15 protein-coding genes are annotated in these 16538 nt (G+C 71.3%); 3 read left to right on the top strand and 12 right to left on the bottom strand.

The genetic code is table 11. From position 1 onward, the window contains the following. Nucleotides 1-42: 42 nt before the first annotated feature. From ACQCO7_RS30575 to ACQCO7_RS30560, 4 genes are all read right to left on the bottom strand, one after another. Nucleotides 43-3024, bottom strand: coding sequence for a helix-turn-helix transcriptional regulator (locus ACQCO7_RS30575; protein ID WP_464074835.1), 2982 nt, complete (start codon nucleotides 3022-3024; stop codon nucleotides 43-45). Nucleotides 3025-3138: 114 nt separating this feature from the next. Then, nucleotides 3139-3297, bottom strand: coding sequence for a hypothetical protein (locus tag ACQCO7_RS30570; protein ID WP_464074834.1), 159 nt, complete (start codon nucleotides 3295-3297; stop codon nucleotides 3139-3141). 163 nt (nucleotides 3298-3460) lie between these two features. Then, the gene (locus ACQCO7_RS30565; protein WP_464074833.1) at nucleotides 3461-4006 is read right to left on the bottom strand and encodes a hypothetical protein; all 546 of its coding nucleotides are present in this window, start codon (nucleotides 4004-4006) and stop codon (nucleotides 3461-3463) included. A 26-nt stretch (nucleotides 4007-4032) separates the two neighbouring features. Then, on the bottom strand, nucleotides 4033-4593 hold the full coding sequence (locus tag ACQCO7_RS30560; protein WP_464074832.1) for a GNAT family N-acetyltransferase: 561 nt from the start codon (nucleotides 4591-4593) through the stop codon (nucleotides 4033-4035). 180 nt (nucleotides 4594-4773) lie between these two features. On the opposite strand from ACQCO7_RS30560, the gene ACQCO7_RS30555 reads away from it, so the two are divergent. After that, nucleotides 4774-6000: an acyltransferase family protein gene (locus ACQCO7_RS30555; RefSeq protein ID WP_464074831.1), complete on the top strand. Its 1227-nt coding sequence runs from the start codon at nucleotides 4774-4776 to the stop codon at nucleotides 5998-6000. On the opposite strand, the gene ACQCO7_RS30550 is transcribed toward ACQCO7_RS30555, so the two are convergent. The 5 genes from ACQCO7_RS30550 to gatC all read right to left on the bottom strand — a co-directional run bounded on the left by ACQCO7_RS30550 (nucleotide 5966) and on the right by gatC (nucleotide 10064). Next, complete coding sequence (locus ACQCO7_RS30550) at nucleotides 5966-6319, bottom strand: hypothetical protein (RefSeq protein ID WP_464074830.1); 354 nt, start codon at nucleotides 6317-6319, stop codon at nucleotides 5966-5968. The two genes, ACQCO7_RS30555 and ACQCO7_RS30550, sit on opposite strands and share 35 nt — an antisense overlap. Before the next feature lie 179 nt (nucleotides 6320-6498). After that, nucleotides 6499-8013 carry an Asp-tRNA(Asn)/Glu-tRNA(Gln) amidotransferase subunit GatB gene (gatB, locus tag ACQCO7_RS30545; protein ID WP_464074829.1) on the bottom strand — a complete coding sequence of 505 codons (1515 nt, stop codon included), beginning with the start codon at nucleotides 8011-8013 and terminating at the stop codon, nucleotides 6499-6501. A gap of 16 nt (nucleotides 8014-8029) precedes the next feature. Continuing rightward, the gene (locus ACQCO7_RS30540) at nucleotides 8030-8272 is read right to left on the bottom strand and encodes a hypothetical protein (protein ID WP_010356884.1); all 243 of its coding nucleotides are present in this window, start codon (nucleotides 8270-8272) and stop codon (nucleotides 8030-8032) included. Then, the gene (gene gatA / locus ACQCO7_RS30535; RefSeq protein WP_075732559.1) at nucleotides 8269-9762 is read right to left on the bottom strand and encodes an Asp-tRNA(Asn)/Glu-tRNA(Gln) amidotransferase subunit GatA; all 1494 of its coding nucleotides are present in this window, start codon (nucleotides 9760-9762) and stop codon (nucleotides 8269-8271) included. Before gatA ends, ACQCO7_RS30540 begins: the two co-directional genes overlap by 4 nt. A gap of 5 nt (nucleotides 9763-9767) precedes the next feature. Then, nucleotides 9768-10064 carry an Asp-tRNA(Asn)/Glu-tRNA(Gln) amidotransferase subunit GatC gene (gene gatC / locus ACQCO7_RS30530; RefSeq protein WP_010356882.1) on the bottom strand — a complete coding sequence of 99 codons (297 nt, stop codon included), beginning with the start codon at nucleotides 10062-10064 and terminating at the stop codon, nucleotides 9768-9770. Nucleotides 10065-10230: 166 nt separating this feature from the next. On the opposite strand from gatC, the gene ACQCO7_RS30525 reads away from it, so the two are divergent. Beyond that, nucleotides 10231-10452 carry a type II toxin-antitoxin system VapB family antitoxin gene (locus ACQCO7_RS30525; RefSeq protein ID WP_464074828.1) on the top strand — a complete coding sequence of 74 codons (222 nt, stop codon included), beginning with the start codon at nucleotides 10231-10233 and terminating at the stop codon, nucleotides 10450-10452. Then, complete coding sequence (locus tag ACQCO7_RS30520) at nucleotides 10449-10868, top strand: PIN domain-containing protein (RefSeq protein ID WP_464074827.1); 420 nt, start codon at nucleotides 10449-10451, stop codon at nucleotides 10866-10868. The genes ACQCO7_RS30525 and ACQCO7_RS30520 overlap by 4 nt, the downstream gene beginning before the upstream one ends. On the opposite strand, the gene ACQCO7_RS30515 is transcribed toward ACQCO7_RS30520, so the two are convergent. The 3 genes from ACQCO7_RS30515 to ACQCO7_RS30505 form a co-directional block, all read right to left on the bottom strand. Next, nucleotides 10869-13067 (bottom strand): putative bifunctional diguanylate cyclase/phosphodiesterase, encoded by a 2199-nt coding sequence (locus ACQCO7_RS30515; protein WP_464074826.1) that lies wholly within the window; start codon nucleotides 13065-13067, stop codon nucleotides 10869-10871. It abuts the gene before it with no gap. 260 nt (nucleotides 13068-13327) lie between these two features. Next, on the bottom strand, nucleotides 13328-15502 hold the full coding sequence (gene ligA / locus ACQCO7_RS30510) for an NAD-dependent DNA ligase LigA (RefSeq protein WP_464074825.1): 2175 nt from the start codon (nucleotides 15500-15502) through the stop codon (nucleotides 13328-13330). A 12-nt stretch (nucleotides 15503-15514) separates the two neighbouring features. Continuing rightward, nucleotides 15515-16510 carry a methionine synthase gene (locus ACQCO7_RS30505; protein ID WP_464074824.1) on the bottom strand — a complete coding sequence of 332 codons (996 nt, stop codon included), beginning with the start codon at nucleotides 16508-16510 and terminating at the stop codon, nucleotides 15515-15517. Between the last annotated feature and the right edge of the window lie 28 nt (nucleotides 16511-16538).

Here is a 16538-nt window from a genome sequence, read left to right as displayed (position 1 = left end):
TCCCGCACCCGCCCCCACTCCGTCTCGCCCGGGGCGGGGCGGTCAGGCGGCGCCCACCGGGAACAGGCCCAGCCGGTGGGCCAGCGCCGCCGCCTCTCCCCTGCTCGACACCGACAGTTTCGCCAGGATGTTGGAGACGTGGACGCTCGCCGTCTTGGGCGAGATGAAGAGGTGCTCGGCGATCTGGCGGTTCGTGTGGCCGGCCGAGACCAGGCGCAGGACGTCGTGTTCGCGGGTGGTGAGGCCGAGGGAGTCGGTGGGGGTGGGAAGCGGGGTCAGGCGGGCCCGGCGGGTGAGGTGGGCCGTGGATTCGAGGAGGGGGCGGGCCTTCAGGTGGTCGGCGACGGCCCGGACCAGGCCGAGGAGGTCCGCCGCGCGGGCGCGGTCGTCGTCCCCGCCGGACACGACCAGCTTCTCCGCGAGGCGGTAGCGCACGCGCGCCAGGTCGTACGGCCGCTCCAGGCACTCGAACGCGGTGACCACGTCGGACCACTCGTCCACGGTGTCCCGCCCCTGCGCCCGGTGGAGTTCCGCGCGCACCCACAGGTCGTACGCGCACCACATCGGCGCGGGCGTGGCGAGTTTCCGCGCCGTCTCCAGGATGCGCAGCACGTGCGGCGCCGACGCCTCGCGGGCGTCCGCCTCGGCGCTCGCGGCGGCGAGGAGGAGCGGCCAGGCGTCGCGGTGGGCCTGCGGGGCGAGCCCCTCGTCGAGGACGCGTGCCAGTTCCGTACGGGCGTCCTCGATGCGGCCCTCGGCGGCGGCGAGGGCGAGGCTCGACGAGGCGAAGGGCAGGACGTACTGGGGCATCCGGTCGTGGGGGCCGAAGGAGGCGCGCCCCTCGGCGAGGTACTGGGCCGCGTCGGTGAGACGCCCGCGCGCGAGGGCGAGGTGGGCGAGGAAGTGGAAGCCCGCGCCGCGCGGTTTGGTCGCCTCGGCGGCGTACCGCGCGGTGAAGGCCGCCTCGGTGGCCTCGTCCCACCGCCCCAGGGAGATCAGGGACTCCGCGAGGTTGGCCCAGATCCAGGGCTCGTTGTTGCGCAGCCCCCACTTCTTGACGATCCGCAGCCCCTCCCGCAGCAGCGCCGCGGCCTCGGCGGAACGGCCGACGCTCTCCAGCGCGGACGGCAGGTTCACGTGGGCGCGGCCGATCCCGGAGAAGATCCGGCGGGCCACGAACCGCTCCGTGACCTCCCGCATCTCCGCGAGCCCGGCCTCGATGTCCCCGGCGCCGACCATCAGCCCGCCGAGGTCCAGGCGGGCCTGGTACTCGATCTCCTCGGCGCCGACCATGCGCGCGTACTCCACGGCCCGCTGAGCGGCGCCGATCGCCTCGGGCCCCGGGTGGTGGAGCATGTACCAGCCCGAGACGGAGGACAGCACCTCGGCGTGCACGGGGGACGGCGGCAGCCCGCGGACCAGGTCCTGCGCGGTGGACAGCTCCTGCCAGCCGTCGCCGCGCCCGAGCGCGGGGAGCAGCTTGGAGCGCTGGACCCAGAACCAGGCGGCGCGCAGCGGGTCGGGGTCCTCCTCCAGCAGCCGCAGGGCCCGCCGGGTGATCTTCAGCGCCCGTTCCCGCGCGCCGGACAGCCGGCCCGCGACGGCCGCCTCGGCCATGAGGTCCAGGTACTTGAGGGGCGTCGTCTCCGGGTCGCAGCCGCACGGGGGGTACGCCTCGGCGTAGTCGACGGGCCGCAGCCGCGCGAGAACCTCCCCCGGCGCCGCGTCCCACAGCTCCATCGCCCGCTCCAGCAGCCGCAGTTGCTCGCTGTACGCGTGCCGCGACCGGGCCTCCGCCGCCGCGTCGAGCACGGCGGGCAGCGCCTTCGCCGGGTCGTGCGCGTGGTACCAGTAGCTCGCCAGCCGCGTCGCCCGCTGATCGGCGGGCACCAGCCCCGGCTCCGCCTCCAGCGCCTGCGCGTACCGCCGGTTGAGCCGTGACCGCTCGCCCGGCAGCAGGTCGTCCCCGACGGCCTCGCGCACGAGCGCGTGCCGGAACCGGTAGCCGTCGCCCCCGGGCGCGGCGATCAGGATGTTCGCGCCGACGGCCGCCCGCAGCGCCTCGATGAGGTCGTCCTCGCAGAGCCCGGCGACGGCCGCGAGCAGCGCGTGCTCGACCGTCGATCCCCCTTCGGCGGTGATCCGCGCGACGCGCTGCGCGTGGTCGGGCAGCGCCTCCACGCGGACGAGGAGCAGGTCCCGCAGGGAGTCCGTGAGCCCGGCGCAGCAGTCGCCGGAGCAGGCGACGGCGAGTTCCTCGACGAAGAACGCGTTCCCGTCGGACCGTTCGAAGATCTCGTCGACCTGCGCGGGGTCGGGTTCGGCGGCGAGGATGCCGGCGATCTGCCGGCCCACCTCCTCGCGCGTGAAGCGGGCGAGTTCGATGCGGCGGACGGTCCGCAGGCGGTCGAGTTCGGCGAGGAGGGGGCGCAGGGGGTGTCGGCGGTGGATGTCGTCGCTGCGGTAGGTCGCGAGGACGAGCAGCCTGCCCGTGCGCAGCGTGCGGAACAGGTACGCCAGGAGGTGGCGGGTCGAGGTGTCCGCCCAGTGCAGGTCCTCGATGACGACGACGACCGTACGCCCGTCGGCGACCCGCTCCAGGAGCCGCGCGGTCAGTTCGAAGAGGCGGGCGGTGCCCTCCTCGTCGTGCCGCCCGCGCGCGGTCTCGCCGAGTTCGGGCAGCAGCCGGGCCAGTTCCTCCTCCTGTCCGGCGGCAGCGGCGGCCAGTTCCTCGGGCAGGGCCCGGCGCAGGGCGCGCAGGGCGGTGGAGAACGGCGCGAACGGCAGCCCGTCGGCGCCGATCTCGACGCAGCCGCCGACCGCGACGACGGCACCCTGCCGCTCGGCGACCGCCCCGAACTCCTCGACGAGCCGCGTCTTGCCGACCCCCGCCTCGCCCCCGACGACCAGCGCCTGCGGCTCCCCCGCCGCCGCACGCGCGAGCGCGTCGTTCAGCGCGCCGAGCTCATCCGCTCGACCCACGAACACGGGACTGACCGACCTCATCTCCACGCTGCCGAGCATCGCACACGGGTCTGACAACACCCCAGCGGTTATCGCGAGTACGGGCACGCCGAAGGGGCGGCCGACCCCCGTCCGACCGCCCCTCGCCTCCGCGCCCGCAACGTCCGGCGGCACTCACGCCGCCCTGGTGAACCAGTGCCGTTGGGGCTGCTTCGTATCGGACGCCTCGGCGGCGTCCTTGCGTGCGCGTGCGGCCTCGTTGACCAGCCGCTCGTGGTTCGCGCGCCGGATCAGTTCGGCGGAGCGGAGCTGGTGGGACTCGAACTGGAACATCTGAACTCCCGTGTCTCGGTGGTGGTTCCACCTTCGTTCCCGAGGGGGGTCGGGCACATCGGGAGAGTTCCGCATCTTCGGCTGGGCGGGGGGCCTTAGAAACGCGAGAAGGGTCCTTAGGGACCGCCGTAGGTGCTTACGGCGGCCCTCTGAGGACCCTGGGTCAGCTCGCGGACGGGAGGCTCAGGAGGGCGTCGCTGTACTTGAGCACGGCGAGCAGGAGGCCGATGACGCCGAGGGAGACGCCGCCCCAGGCGACGGACTTGATCCACGCGGGCTGCGGCTTGTCGGGGTTGCCGAAGGCGGGGCGGACCAGGACGACGACGGCGGTCACGAGGGCGACCAGGGCGAAGAGGCCGGCCCATATCGCGCTGGTCTTCCACGCGTCGCCGTACACCTCCTTGACCTGCGTGGCGACACTCGCCGTCGACGAGGTCTGGAGCTGGCCTACCAGCGTCTCGCGCGCGGACGCGACCGTACCGATCCAGCTGCCGCTCAGCGACACGAACCCGAGCGCGGCGGAGACGACGGCCGCGGCGCCCTGGCCGACGTACGAGGTCTCCTTCGGCTCCGGTTCCCCGCCCTCCGCGAGGAGTTCGTCGTCCGTGAGGGGCTCCTCCTCGGTGACGTCCTCCTCGGCGCCCTTGGTCAGCTCCACCTCGGAGATCTCACCGGTGCTGTCTTCTGTCTTCGTTGCCATGCCCCGCACCGTACGGACGCCGTCTGAGAGGTTCCTTAACGCTCCCTGTGCGCGGGACGCCACTCCGGCGCGAGGAGCGACCAGATCTCGATGTCGTGCCGCTCGCCCTTGTGGAGGTGGCTGCCGCGCAGGACGCCGTCCCGCTTCATGCCGAGCCGCCGGGCGACATTGAGGCTGGCGGTGTTGCCGGAGGCGGCGTGCCATTCGACGCGGTGCATGCCGCGTACGTCGACGGCCCAGTCGATCAGGACGTGCATCGCGCGCGTGACGAGGCCCTTGCCGACCCCGGCGGGCTCCAGCCAGCAGCCGACCTCGCAGACGCCGGTGGCGGCGTCGAACGTACGGAACAGGACGCCGCCGACGAGCGTCCCGTCGTGCCAGATGCCGTGCAGGGAGCCGGAGTCCTCGGTGCGTTTGTCGGCGTACCGCCTGAGCAGCGCGCGCGTGGAGTCGGCGTCCGTCTCGCGGGAACCGAAGCCGATGAACCGACCGATGTGGTCGCGTCCCCGGTCGAAGTGCGCGAGGAGTTCCTCGGCGTGCCACGTCTCAAGGGGCCGCAACTCGGCCCCGTCGTCCCCCAGGGACACCCCGTACATACCGCTGCCTCTCGCGTAGGTCCGCTGTCGGGACGACCTTTTCACGGCTCCCTGATCCGGCGGCGAGCCACCCCTCGTCGCATCACAGGGGCGTAACAACTCCCGTCCCGGCAACAACTATTGGGGCGCCCGCGACTCCTACACCCGTAGGAACCGCACAGCCCGTCGACAGGAGGAACGTTGTCCATCCGCCAGGTGAACAGTCCCGGCCGGCCGCCACGGCTCGCACTCGTCGACGGGCTGCGCCTCGCGGCGGCGCTCGCGGTCGCCTGTTTCCACTACTTCGGCCAGAACTTCCCGAGCATATGGGGCGAGGCCCCCAGGGACTTCGCGTACACCGTGCACCGCGCCTCGATGTACGGCTGGCTCGGGGTCGAGATGTTCTTCCTGATCAGCGGGTTCGTGATCTGTATGAGCGCGTGGGGGCGCACGCCGGGCGAGTTCGCGGTGTCCCGGCTCTCGCGGCTCTTCCCCGCGTACTGGGCGGTGATCGTGCTGCTCGTCACCCGTCTCGCGGTGTTCCCCCAGAAGTCCGACAACCTTCCGGAGGACCTGCACCCGCGGACCGTGCTCGCCAATCTGACGATGTTCCCGGGCCCGTTGGACGTCGATCTGCTCGCCGGGGTCGCCTGGACGCTCGATCTGGAGGCGCGTTTCTATCTGCTGATGGCGATCGTGCTGAAGTTCGGCGCGACCTACGAGCGGCTGCTCGGCTTCTGCACGGTCTGGCTGGTCGCCGCGTACGTCACGCACTCCACCCAGAACAAGCTGCTCGACCAGTTCGTCCTGAGCGGCTACGCGGGACTGTTCGTCGCCGGGATCGCGCTCTACCTGATGTTCCGCTTCGGGCGGAACCTGATGCTCTGGACCCTGCTCGGGATGGCGTGGGCGTACCAGCTCAGCGTGCTCCAGATACGCGTCGACTGGCACATGGCCGCGCCCGGAAGCACCCGCACCGTCTCCTGGAGCCTGTGCGCGCTGCTCCTGACGGCGTTCCTCGGCGTTCTCATGCTGGCCACCATCGGCCCGCTGCGGGACGTGAAGTGGCGCTGGCTGGTGACGGCTGGGGCGCTGACCTACCCGTTCTACCTGGTCCACATGAGCCTCGGCTACCCGCTCGCCAAGGGCCTCACCCGGCACGTGCCCGCCCTCGGCCACTGGGGGAACATGGCCGTCGTGACGACCTCGATGCTGCTCCTGTCGTACGGCATCCACCGGTGGGTGGAGCGCCCGATGGGGCTGTGGATGCGCAGGGGGCTCACCCGGGGGCTCGCGGCGGCGCGGGGGCCGAAGGAGCCGGTGGCCGGGGAGCCGGTGGCCAAGGAAACGGCGGCCGGGGGGCCAGTGGCCGAGGAGACGGTTCGGGTGCCCGTCAGTGTGCCTGGTCCCCGAACGCCATCACCATGACGCCGAGGACCAGCAGCCACAGAGCGCGCCGGGTGTGACCGCGCGAACCCAGGTATGCCGCGAACGCGCAGATCGCGGCGCCCGTCGCGAACGCGGCCGGGACCAGGGCCGGGGTGCGTCCGCCGAGGCGCAGGAGGGCGGCGGCCGTGCCGGCGAGGGCGAGCAGGACGCCGGTGCCGGTCGCCGCCCAGCGGGCCCGGCGGGCCTCTTCGACCGGGTCCATGTCGTCGTCCTCGGCGTCCCCGGCGGTGGCGCCGGCGCCGTGCAGGGGGTGGGTCGTGGTCACGTCGTCGGTCTCGTCCCGGGTGTCGGTCCTCATGGCGCGGGAGCGTAGCGCGCCGGCCTGAGAGGCTTTTCGTGAACGTTCTCGTGAGCGGTCACGGTGAGCAGTACGGTCCTGATCCCCCGTATCACTCAACGCCGCCCCCCTCTGCGGCCCCTGGGGAAGGGAAAGGGGGCTGACGCGTCGCCGCGTCAACCCCCTTCAGGACGTCGGGATCAGCCCTCCGTCACACCCAACTGCTCCAGGATCAGCTCCTTGACGCGCGCCGCGTCCGCCTGCCCCCGCGTCGCCTTCATGACCGCGCCCACCAGCGCGCCCGCCGCGGCGACCTTGCCGCCGCGGATCTTGTCGGCGATGCCGGGGTTGCCCGCGATCGCGTCCTCGACGGCCTTGTTGAGCGCGCCGTCGTCGGAGACGACCTTGAGGCCCCGCTTGTCGACGACCTCGTCCGGGGTGCCTTCGCCCGCGAGGACGCCCTCGATGACCTGGCGCGCCAACTTGTCGTTCAGGTCACCCTTGGCGACAAGTTCGGAGACCCGGGCGACCTGCACCGGCGTGATCGCCAGCTCGTCCAGGGAGACCTGGGACTCGTTGGCGCTGCGGGCCAGCTCGCCCATCCACCACTTGCGGGAGGAGGCCGCGTCGGCGCCGGCGTCGATCGTCGCGACGATCAGGTCGAGCGCGCCGGCGTTGGTGATCGCCTGCATCTCGGTGCCGGTGATGCCCCACTCGGCGAGCAGCCGGTTGCGTCGGGCGAGCGGCAACTCCGGGAGCCCCGTACGGATTTCCTCGACCCACGCGCGTGACGGCGCGACGGGGACGAGGTCGGGCTCCGGGAAGTACCGGTAGTCCTCGGCCTCTTCCTTCACGCGGCCCGAGGTCGTGGACCCCGTGTCCTCGTGGAAGTGCCGGGTCTCCTGGACGATCGTGCCGCCCGCGTTCAGGACCGCCGCGTGCCGCATGATCTCGAAGCGGGCCGCGCGCTCGACGGACCGCAGCGAGTTGACGTTCTTCGTCTCGCTGCGGGTGCCGAACTTCTCCCGGCCGTGGGGCCGCAGCGACAGGTTGACGTCGCAGCGCATCTGGCCCATCTCCATGCGGGCCTCGGAGACGCCGAGCGCCTTGATCAGCTCGCGCAGCTCACGGACGTACGCGCGCGCGACCTCGGGGGCACGCTCGCCGGCGCCCTCGATCGGCTTGGTGACGATCTCGATGAGGGGGATGCCGGCGCGGTTGTAGTCGAGCAGGGAGTGGGACGCGCCGTGGATACGGCCGGTGGCGCCGCCGACGTGCGTCGACTTGCCGGTGTCCTCCTCCATGTGCGCGCGCTCGATCTGCACGCGGAAGGTCTCGCCGTCCTCCAGCTGGACGTCCAGGTAGCCGTTGAAGGCGATCGGCTCGTCGTACTGGGAGGTCTGGAAGTTCTTCGGCATGTCCGGATAGAAGTAGTTCTTCCGGGCGAAGCGGCACCACTCGGCGATCTCGCAGTTCAGCGCGAGGCCGATCTTGATCGCGGACTCGACGCCGGTCGCGTTGACGACCGGGAGCGCGCCGGGCAGGCCGAGGCAGACCGGGCAGGTCTGGGTGTTCGCGTCCTGCCCGAGGGCGGTCGAACAGCCGCAGAACATCTTGGTCTTGGTGCCGAGTTCGACATGGACCTCAAGGCCCATGACGGGGTCGTACGACGCGAGTGCGTCCTCGTACGACACCAGGTCGGTCGTGGTGGTCACGGTGAAAACTTCCCTCTCAGCCCAGCAGGACGTCGTCGTCGCCCAGCCGCTTCAGCTCGCGGTACAGGATGGCGAGGCCGGTGACGATCGCGACCGCGGAGACGGTGGCGTCGATCAGGCGCAGGGTGTCCTGCTCGGCGCGGGCCTTCTTGATCTGCTTGGCGACACCGAACGCGCCGAACGCGGTGGTGGCGATGGACACGTACGTACCGGACTTGGACTTCTTGAAGCCCTTGGCCTTCGACAGTGCGTTGCTCACAGCGACGGAGCCTCCTCAAGGAGCGGGTGGCCCCACTTTTCCACGAAGGCGGCCTCTACGGCGGCCCCGACCTTGTAAAGCCGGTCGTCCTTCAGCGCGGGCGCGATGATCTGGAGGCCGACGGGGAGGCCGTCCTCCGGCGCGAGGCCGCACGGCAGGGACATCGCCGCGTTGCCCGCGAGGTTGGTCGGGATCGTGCACAGGTCGGCCAGGTACATCGCCATCGGGTCGTCGGCGCGCTCGCCGATCGGGAAGGCGGTGGTCGGCGTCGTCGGGGACACGATGACGTCGACCTGCTCGAACGCCTTCTCGAAGTCCCGCGTGATCAGCGTGCGGACCTTCTGCGCGGAGCCGTAGTACGCGTCGTAGTAGCCGCTGCTCAGCGCGTACGTGCCGAGGATGATGCGGCGCTTGACCTCCGGACCGAAGCCGTCGGCGCGGGTGATCGAGGTGACCTCCTCCGCCGAGTGCGTGCCGTCGTCGCCGGTGCGCCTGCCGTAGCGCAGGCCGTCGAAGCGGGCCAGGTTGGAGGAGCACTCGGACGGCGCGATCAGGTAGTACGCCGACAGCGCGAGGTCGAAACTCGGGCAGTCCAGCTCCACGATCTCGGCGCCGAGCTCCTTGAGCATCGTCACCGACTCGTCGAAGCGCTGGAGCACGCCCGCCTGGTAGCCCTCGCCGCGGAACTGCTTGACCACACCGACGCGCATCCCGGCGACGCTGCCGTTGCGGGCCGCCTCCACCACCGGCGGGACCGGGGCGTCGATCGACGTCGAGTCCAGCGGGTCGTGGCCGGCGATCACCTCGTGCAGGAGCGCCGCGTCGAGCACCGTACGCGCGCACGGGCCGCCCTGGTCGAGGCTGCTGCTGAACGCGACCATGCCGTAGCGGGAGACCGCTCCGTACGTCGGCTTCACGCCGACCGTGCCGGTGACGGCGGCGGGCTGGCGGATCGAGCCGCCGGTGTCCGTGCCGATCGCGAGCGGGGCCATGTGGGCGGCGAGCGCCGCGCTGGAGCCGCCGCCCGAGCCGCCGGGGATCTTCGTCAGGTCCCAGGGGTTGCCCGTCGGGCCGTACGCGCTGTTCTCCGTGCTCGACCCCATGGCGAACTCGTCCATGTTGGTCTTGCCGAGGATGACGACGTCGGCGGCCTTGAGGCGCTTGGTGAGCGTCGCGTCGTACGGCGGGATCCAGCCTTCGAGGATCTTCGAGCCGACCGTCGTGGGGATTCCCTCGGTCGTGAAGATGTCCTTCAGCGCGAGGGGGACGCCCGCGAGGGGGCCGAGCTTCTCGCCGTTCTCCCGCTTCGCGTCGACGGCGCGCGCCTGCTTGAGCGCGCCCTCGCGGTCGACGTGGAGGAAGGCGTGCACCTTCTCGTCGACCGCCTCGATCCGCGCGAGGTGCGCTTCGGTGACCTGTACGGCGGTGAGTTCGCCGGACGCGATCTTCTCGGCCGTCTCAGCGGCCGTGAGCTTGATGATGTCCGTCACTGTGGTTAGTCCTCCCCCAGGATCTGCGGCACCTTGAAACGCTGCTGCTCCTGGGCCGGGGCGCCCGAGAGCGCCTGCACGGGGGTGAGCGAGGGACGGACCTCGTCCGCACGCATGACGTTCGTCAGCGGCAGCGGGTGCGAGGTCGGGGGTACGTCTTGATCAGCGACCTCACTGACGCGTGCGACGGCGCCGATGATGTCGTCCAGCTGTCCCGCGAAGTGATCCAACTCTTCGCTCTCCAGCTCCAGACGCGCCAGCCGGGCGAGGTGGGCGACCTCCTCGCGCGTAATGCCAGGCATGCAGCGTTCCTCTGGGGTGAGTGGATGTGGTTTGGGGCCAATCCTAGGGGGCGGGGGTGGGTGGACGGTAAACGGTTCGGGGTGGGGGGTCCAGGGGTGAGGTCGGCGGTCGCCCCTGCTCTCGTTCATATAGAGTAGGTATTGCTTCTGAATAGAGGAGTTGAATATGTCGGTGACGACGATCGACCTGGACGACGACGCACTGGAGAAGGCCATGCGCGTCGCGGGCGGCGGCACGAAGAAGGACGTGGTGAACGCCGCGCTGCGCGAGTACGCCGAACGCCATGAGCGGGTCGCACTCGTGGCCAAGCACTACCAGGCCGCCCAGCACTGGGACCACGAGGGCTGGCAGCGTCACCGCGCCGAGGACAAGCAGGGCGGCGAGTGATCCAGTATCTGCTCGACTCCTCCGGCCTGTGGCGCCTCCTGCGGGAGGAAGAGCTGAAAAACGCGTGGCTGGAGACGACCGTTCTGCGGGCGATCGGCTCGTGTGCCGCTCAGCGAGCCGAGTTCCGGCGCTCGGCGCGGAACGCCTCCGAGTACGAGGCCATGGGTGAGATGTTCACCGACCTCTACCCTGATGTCCCGTTGCCGAAGAGGTTGTGGGAGTGGGTCGAGTCGGCCCAGTACACCCTCGCGTCGAAGGGAGCCCTCGGTGCTGCCGGCCCCCTTGATCTGATGGTCTGCGCGACCGCCGCGCACCATGGACTGACTGTCCTGCACGACGACGCCGATTTCGTCACCGTGGCCCGCCTCCTGCCCGACGTGAGCGAGAGGAACGTACGCAGCGTCCCAGGCTTGTAGTCATTCGGCGGCCGGCAGTGCCGCCTTCGGCCGTTGCCAGCCGCGTGCGCCCCTCGCCCGCAGCCACGCCGTTGTTTCCTCCGGCGGCATCGCCGCGGCCACCAGCCAACCCTGGACCGCGTCGCAGCCGAGGTCCCGGAGCCGTTCCCAGGTCTCGTCGTCCTCCACTCCCTCGGCGACCACCAGGAGGCCCAGGGAGTGGGCCAGGTCGACGGTGCAGCGGACGATCTCCGCGTCCTGCGTGTCGACCGCCAGCCGGGCCACGAAGGAGCGGTCGATCTTCAGCTCGCTGACAGGGAGGCGGCGCAGGTGGACCAACGACGAGTACCCCGTGCCGAAATCGTCGAGGGACATCTTCACGCCATGGCCGGTGAGCCCGTTGAGGGTGTCGGCGGCGCGCTGGGGGTCCTCCAGCAACACGTGCTCGGTGATTTCGAGTTGGAGCGCTCCCGCCGGGACACCGTGCCGGGCGAGGCGAGCCGCGACGGACCCGGCGAAGCCGGGGGTGTGGACGTCGCGGGGCGAGACGTTCACGGCGACCGGCACGCGCAAGCCCTGCGCACGCCACCGGGCGACCTGCTCAAGTGCCGTCTCCAGCACGTACTCCGTGAGATGGGGCATCAGCCCGGACGACTCGGCGATCGCGATGAACTCGTCCGGCGGCACCTTGCCCCGCTCGGGGTGGACCCAGCGCACCAGCGCCTCAAGTCCGGCCACCTGCCCGTCGAACCGCACCTTGGGCTGATAGTGCAACTGCACCTCGTGCGCGTCGAGAGCCCGCCGAAGATCCCCCAACAGCCCCAGCCGGTCAGGCGTGTTGGAGTCCCGCTTGGACTCGTACACCTCGACTCCCGTACGGTCCCGCTTCGCCTGGTACATCGCGACGTCGGCCCGCCGCAGCAGCCCCTCGGCATCGACGGCGTGATCGGGGAACACGGCGACCCCGGCACTGGCCTCCAGCACCAGGGTCAGCCCGTCGAGGTCGAGCGGCGAACTCAGCGTCGTGACAAGGGATCGCGCCACCCGCGTCGCGGACGTGGTGGAGTCGGCGACCGGCAGCAGCACCGCGAACTCGTCCCCACCGAGCCGCGCGACCTCGGCCCCGCGAGGCAGCGCCTCCTTGAGCCGGTCGGCTATCTGCAACAGCAGCCGGTCCCCGGCGAGATGCCCGAGCGTGTCGTTGACGGACCGGAACCGGTCGAGGTCGATCAGCATCAACGCGGCCCGAGCGCCGATGCGTTCGGCATCGTCCAGCGCGGTCCAGATCCGCTCCAGCAGCCACTGCCGGTTGGGCAACCCCGTGAGGGGGTCGCGGAGTTGCTCCTCGGCGCGCATACGGGCGATCCACAGCGTGGAGTCGAGCGCGATGAGCGGGATGGAGAACAGCGGCAGCAGCACGGGTTCCGCGTCCGCGACGACACAGACGAGCGGCGCGATCCCGAGAAGCGCGACGGCGACGATCGACTGCCGTACGAGGGCGGTACGGGCGACCGTGGGCAGCCCGCCGTGGGAGGGCCCTTGGAGGAACCAGAGCAGTACGCGGGTGACGGCGAGGTACGCGACGGCGACGAGGACGACCTGAGGGGCCGTGTAGACGGTCCACGTGCCGGGGTCCCACGGCGCTTCGACGGACGGCACCCGCCCGCACACCGCGAGCACCAGCGCGCCCGCCCCGATGCCGAGGATGTCGACGGCGCCGTGCAGAATCCCCTGCCGCCACCGGTGCCGGCGCGCGACGCCGACGAGGACGACGACGGTGAGGCTGACGAGCCCGGCGGGGACCCAGCCGTACAGCAGCAGCACGGCGAGGGTGAGCGCGGCCCCGGACCCCGTACCGCCCCACCAGCGGGCGCGTCCGAGCATGACGAGGTGGCAGACGATGACCCCGGTGAGGAGCGCGAGGGACCACCCGAGGGTGCCGGAGGGGAACAGGGCGTGCCCGCCGGTGAATGCCTGGTAGAACCCGGCCCCGAGCGCGAGCGCGGCAGCCGCGACGACCGTGGCGGGCAGCGCGGGCGGACTCTGCCGCTCCGTGTCACCGTCCGCCGGGAGGCCACCCGGCAGCGACCGCACGCCCTCGGCGACCGGCAGCGCCAGCACGGCCTCGTCGGCCGTGCGACCGGCCCACAGACCGCGCCAGTCGATCCCGCCCGGCCGGCGCAGCCGGGAGTCCGGGGCGGCGCTCTCGGTCGGTTCCATTCCCGTCCCTCTCACAGCCGGCGGTGCCCACGCCGTGCGGCGCACGCCTGGACTCGATCCGGGCTGCGCCGCGTGGGAAAACCCTGGTCCCCGGTTCTGACAAGCCGGGAATGCCCCGAACCGCAACTGGGCACGGCAGGCGCACAACTCAACAGTAGGCCGCTCAGGACGTGTACGGGCAGCGGTCGGTGACGGTTGCCCGAATGCGCACCGGCCACCCGTATCGCTCCGAAATGCGTCGAACGGGTGGCCTTTCACGGCTACTCCTCGACCGGAAGCGCCGCGTCCGCAGCCGCCTCGGGGCCCTGCTCCAGGAGCACGGCGAACCCTTCCTCGTTCAGAACAGGCACCTTGAGCTGCATCGCCTTGTCGTACTTGGACCCGGGATTGTCACCCACGACGACGAAAGACGTCTTCTTCGAAACCGACCCGGTGACCTTCGCTCCTCTCGTCTGGAGCGCCTCTTTCGCGCCGTCCCGCGTGTGGTGCTCCAGGGTGCCGGTGACGACGACGGTCATGCCCTCCAGCGGACGCGGGCCCTCGTCCTCGCCGGAGTGTTCGTCCTCCATGCGGACGCCGGCCGCGCGCCACTTGCGGAGGATCTCCTGGTGCCAGTCCTCGGCGAACCACTCCTTGAGCGAGGCGGCGATGATCCCGCCGACCCCCTCGGTCGAGGCGAGTTCCTCCTCCGTGGCCTGCTCGATGCGCTCGATGGACCGGAACTCGCGCGCGAGCGCCTCGGCGGCGACCGGTCCGACGTGCCGGATCGACAACCCCGTCAGCACGCGCGCGAGAGGCCGTTCCTTCGCCGCCGCGATGTTCTCCAGCATCGCGACCGCGTTCTTCTTCGCCTCCCCCTGCTGGTTGGCGAAGACGGTGGCGATCTTCTCCTCGCCGGTCTTCGGGTCGCGCTTGGGGAGGCCGCTGTCCTGGTCGAGGACGTACGCCTTGATGGGGAGGAGCTGCTCGATGGTGAGGTCGAAGAGGTCGCCCTCGTCGAGCAGGGGCGGGGTGTCGGGCTCCAGCGGCTTGGTGAGGGCGGCTGCGGCGACGTACCCGAAGTGCTCGATGTCGAGGGACTTGCGGCCCGCGAGGTAGAACAGCCGCTCGCGCAACTGGGCCGGGCAGCTACGGGAGTTGGGGCACCGGAGGTCGACGTCCGCCTCCTTCATGGGCCGCAGCGGCGTCCCGCACTCGGGGCACTCGGCGGGCATGACGAACGGCTTCTCCGTCCCGTCCCGCAGGTCCACCACCGGCCCGAGGATCTCCGGGATGACGTCCCCGGCCTTGCGCAGCACGACCGTGTCCCCGATGAGGACGCCCTTCGCCTTGACGACGTCCTGGTTGTGCAGGGTGGCGAACTCGACCTCGGAGCCCGCGACCGTCACCGGCTCGACCTGCGCGTACGGCGTGACGCGACCCGTACGGCCCACGCCCACACGGATGTTGATGAGCTTGGTGTTGACCTCCTCCGGCGCGTACTTGTACGCGATGGCCCAGCGCGGCGCGCGCGAGGTGGAGCCGAGACGGCCCTGGAGGGGGATCTCGTCGAGCTTGACGACGACGCCGTCGATCTCGTGCTCGACGGAGTGCCGGTTGTCGCCGTAGTGCTTGATGAACTGCCGTACGCCGTCGAGGTCGCCGACGACTCTGTTGTGCGCGGAGGTCGGCAGGCCCCAGGTACGCAGCAGGGCGTACGCCTCGGACAGGCGCGTGAGGCCGTCGTAGCCCTCCAGGGCTCCGATGCCGTGGACGACCATGTGCAGGGGGCGGCTCGCGGTCTTGCGCGGGTCCTTCTGGCGGAGTGAACCGGCCGCCGCGTTGCGGGGGTTGGCGAAGGGCTTGTCGCCGATCGCGACCAGGTGGGCGTTCAGCTCGGCGAACTTCTCCATCGGGAAGTAGACCTCGCCCCGGATCTCGACGAGGTCGGGGACGCGGTCGCCGGTGAGACGGTCGGGGATCTCGGCGATCGTGCGGACGTTGGGCGTGATGTCCTCGCCCGTGCGGCCGTCGCCGCGCGTCGCCGCGCGCGTGAGGCGGCCGTGCTCGTACGTCAGGTTGACGGCGAGGCCGTCGACCTTCAGCTCGCACAGGAAGTGGTGGACGGATGTGCCGACGTCCTTGTGGACGCGCTCGGCCCAGGCGGCGAGTTCGAGGTCGTCGAAGGCGTTGTCGAGGGAGAGCATCCGCTGGCGGTGCTCGACGGACGTGAACTCCGTCTCGTACGCGCCCGCGACCTTCTGGGTCGGCGAGTCCGGCGTCCGCAGCTCGGGGAACTCCTCCTCCAGGGCCTCCAGCGCGCGCAGGAGCTTGTCGAACTCCGCGTCGCTGACGACCGGGGCGTCCTTCACGTAGTACCGGAAGCGGTGTTCCTCGATCTGCTCCGCGAGCTGCGCGTGCCGCTCGCGGGCCTCCGTCTGCTTGTCGCCGGCCACCTTTGTCCTCCGTTACTCAGGGTTGTCCGCGAGGGATCTCGCCGCCCGGACGCAGTGGGCGAGCGCGGTGCGGGCGTACGCGGGGGAAGCGCCCGCCAGCCCGCACGCCGGGGTCACCGTCACGGCCTCGGCGAGAAGCGCCGGTGACAGCCCCAGCCTGCGCCACAGCGTCCTGACACCCATGACGCTACCGGCAGGGTCTGACAATGCCGTGTCCGTGCCGGGCACGACACCGACGAAGAGCTTCGTGCCGGCTTCGACGGCCTCGCCGATCACGTCGTCGTCACGCTCGGTGAGGAGCGAGAAGTCGAAGGAGACGGCGGCGGCTCCGGCCCGGCGCAGCAGGGCGAAGGGGACGTCCGGGGCGCAGCTGTGGACGATCCCGTGAGCGCTCACGCCGAGGACGTCCCGGAGGGTCGCCTCCACGATCTGGCGGTCCACGGCGCGGTGGGTGCGGTAGCCGCTGGCGGTCTTGACGTGTCCGCGCAGTACGGAGGTGAGGGACGGTTCGTCGAGCTGGAGGACGAGCCGGGCGCCGGGCACGCGCCGCTGGACCTCCGCGAGGTGCTCGCGCAGGCCCTCCGCGAGGGAGCCGGCGAGGTCGCGGCAGGCGCCCAGGTCGGACAGCGCGGACTCGCCGTTGTGGAGTTCCAGGGACGCCGCGAGCGTCCACGGGCCGACGGCCTGGACCTTGAGGAGGCCGTCGTACTCCTGCGTGAACTCCTCCAGCGCGTCCAGGTCCTCGCCCAGCCACGAGCGGGCCCGCTTCGTGTCGCGGCCCGGCCGGTCGCCGAGGCGCCAGCCGCTGGGCTCCACGCGCGCGTACAGCTCGACGAGCATCCCCGCCGTACGGCCGATCATGTCGGCGCCCGGCCCGCGCGCGGGGAGTTCCGCGAGGTGGGGGAAGTCCTCGAACGAGCCGGTGACCGTCTTGGCGGCCTCCCTGGCGTCGCCGCCGGGCAGGGAGCCGACGCCGGTGGCGGGGGCGAAACGAATGTCTGGGTTCACGTGCGAAGCCTACGTACGCGCGCGGGGG

It is taken from the genome of Streptomyces saintjeani (assembly GCF_055409605.1).
The sequence above is the reverse complement of the archived record's forward strand: the minus strand, read 5'-3'. Positions and strand labels throughout refer to the sequence as shown.

What these genes read in the sequence shown, in the direction of transcription:
- ACQCO7_RS30575 (WP_464074835.1), bottom strand. Translation starts at nt 3,024, where the DNA reads ATGCTCGGCAGCGTGGAGATGAGGTCGGTCAGTCCCGTGTTCGTGGGT.
- ACQCO7_RS30570 (WP_464074834.1), bottom strand. Translation starts at nt 3,297, where the DNA reads ATGTTCCAGTTCGAGTCCCACCAGCTCCGCTCCGCCGAACTGATCCGG.
- ACQCO7_RS30560 (WP_464074832.1), bottom strand. Translation starts at nt 4,593, where the DNA reads ATGTACGGGGTGTCCCTGGGGGACGACGGGGCCGAGTTGCGGCCCCTT.
- ACQCO7_RS30550 (WP_464074830.1), bottom strand. Translation starts at nt 6,319, where the DNA reads ATGAGGACCGACACCCGGGACGAGACCGACGACGTGACCACGACCCAC.
- gatC (WP_010356882.1), bottom strand. Translation starts at nt 10,064, where the DNA reads ATGCCTGGCATTACGCGCGAGGAGGTCGCCCACCTCGCCCGGCTGGCG.
- ACQCO7_RS30525 (WP_464074828.1), top strand. Translation starts at nt 10,231, where the DNA reads ATGTCGGTGACGACGATCGACCTGGACGACGACGCACTGGAGAAGGCC.
- ACQCO7_RS30515 (WP_464074826.1), bottom strand. Translation starts at nt 13,067, where the DNA reads ATGGAACCGACCGAGAGCGCCGCCCCGGACTCCCGGCTGCGCCGGCCG.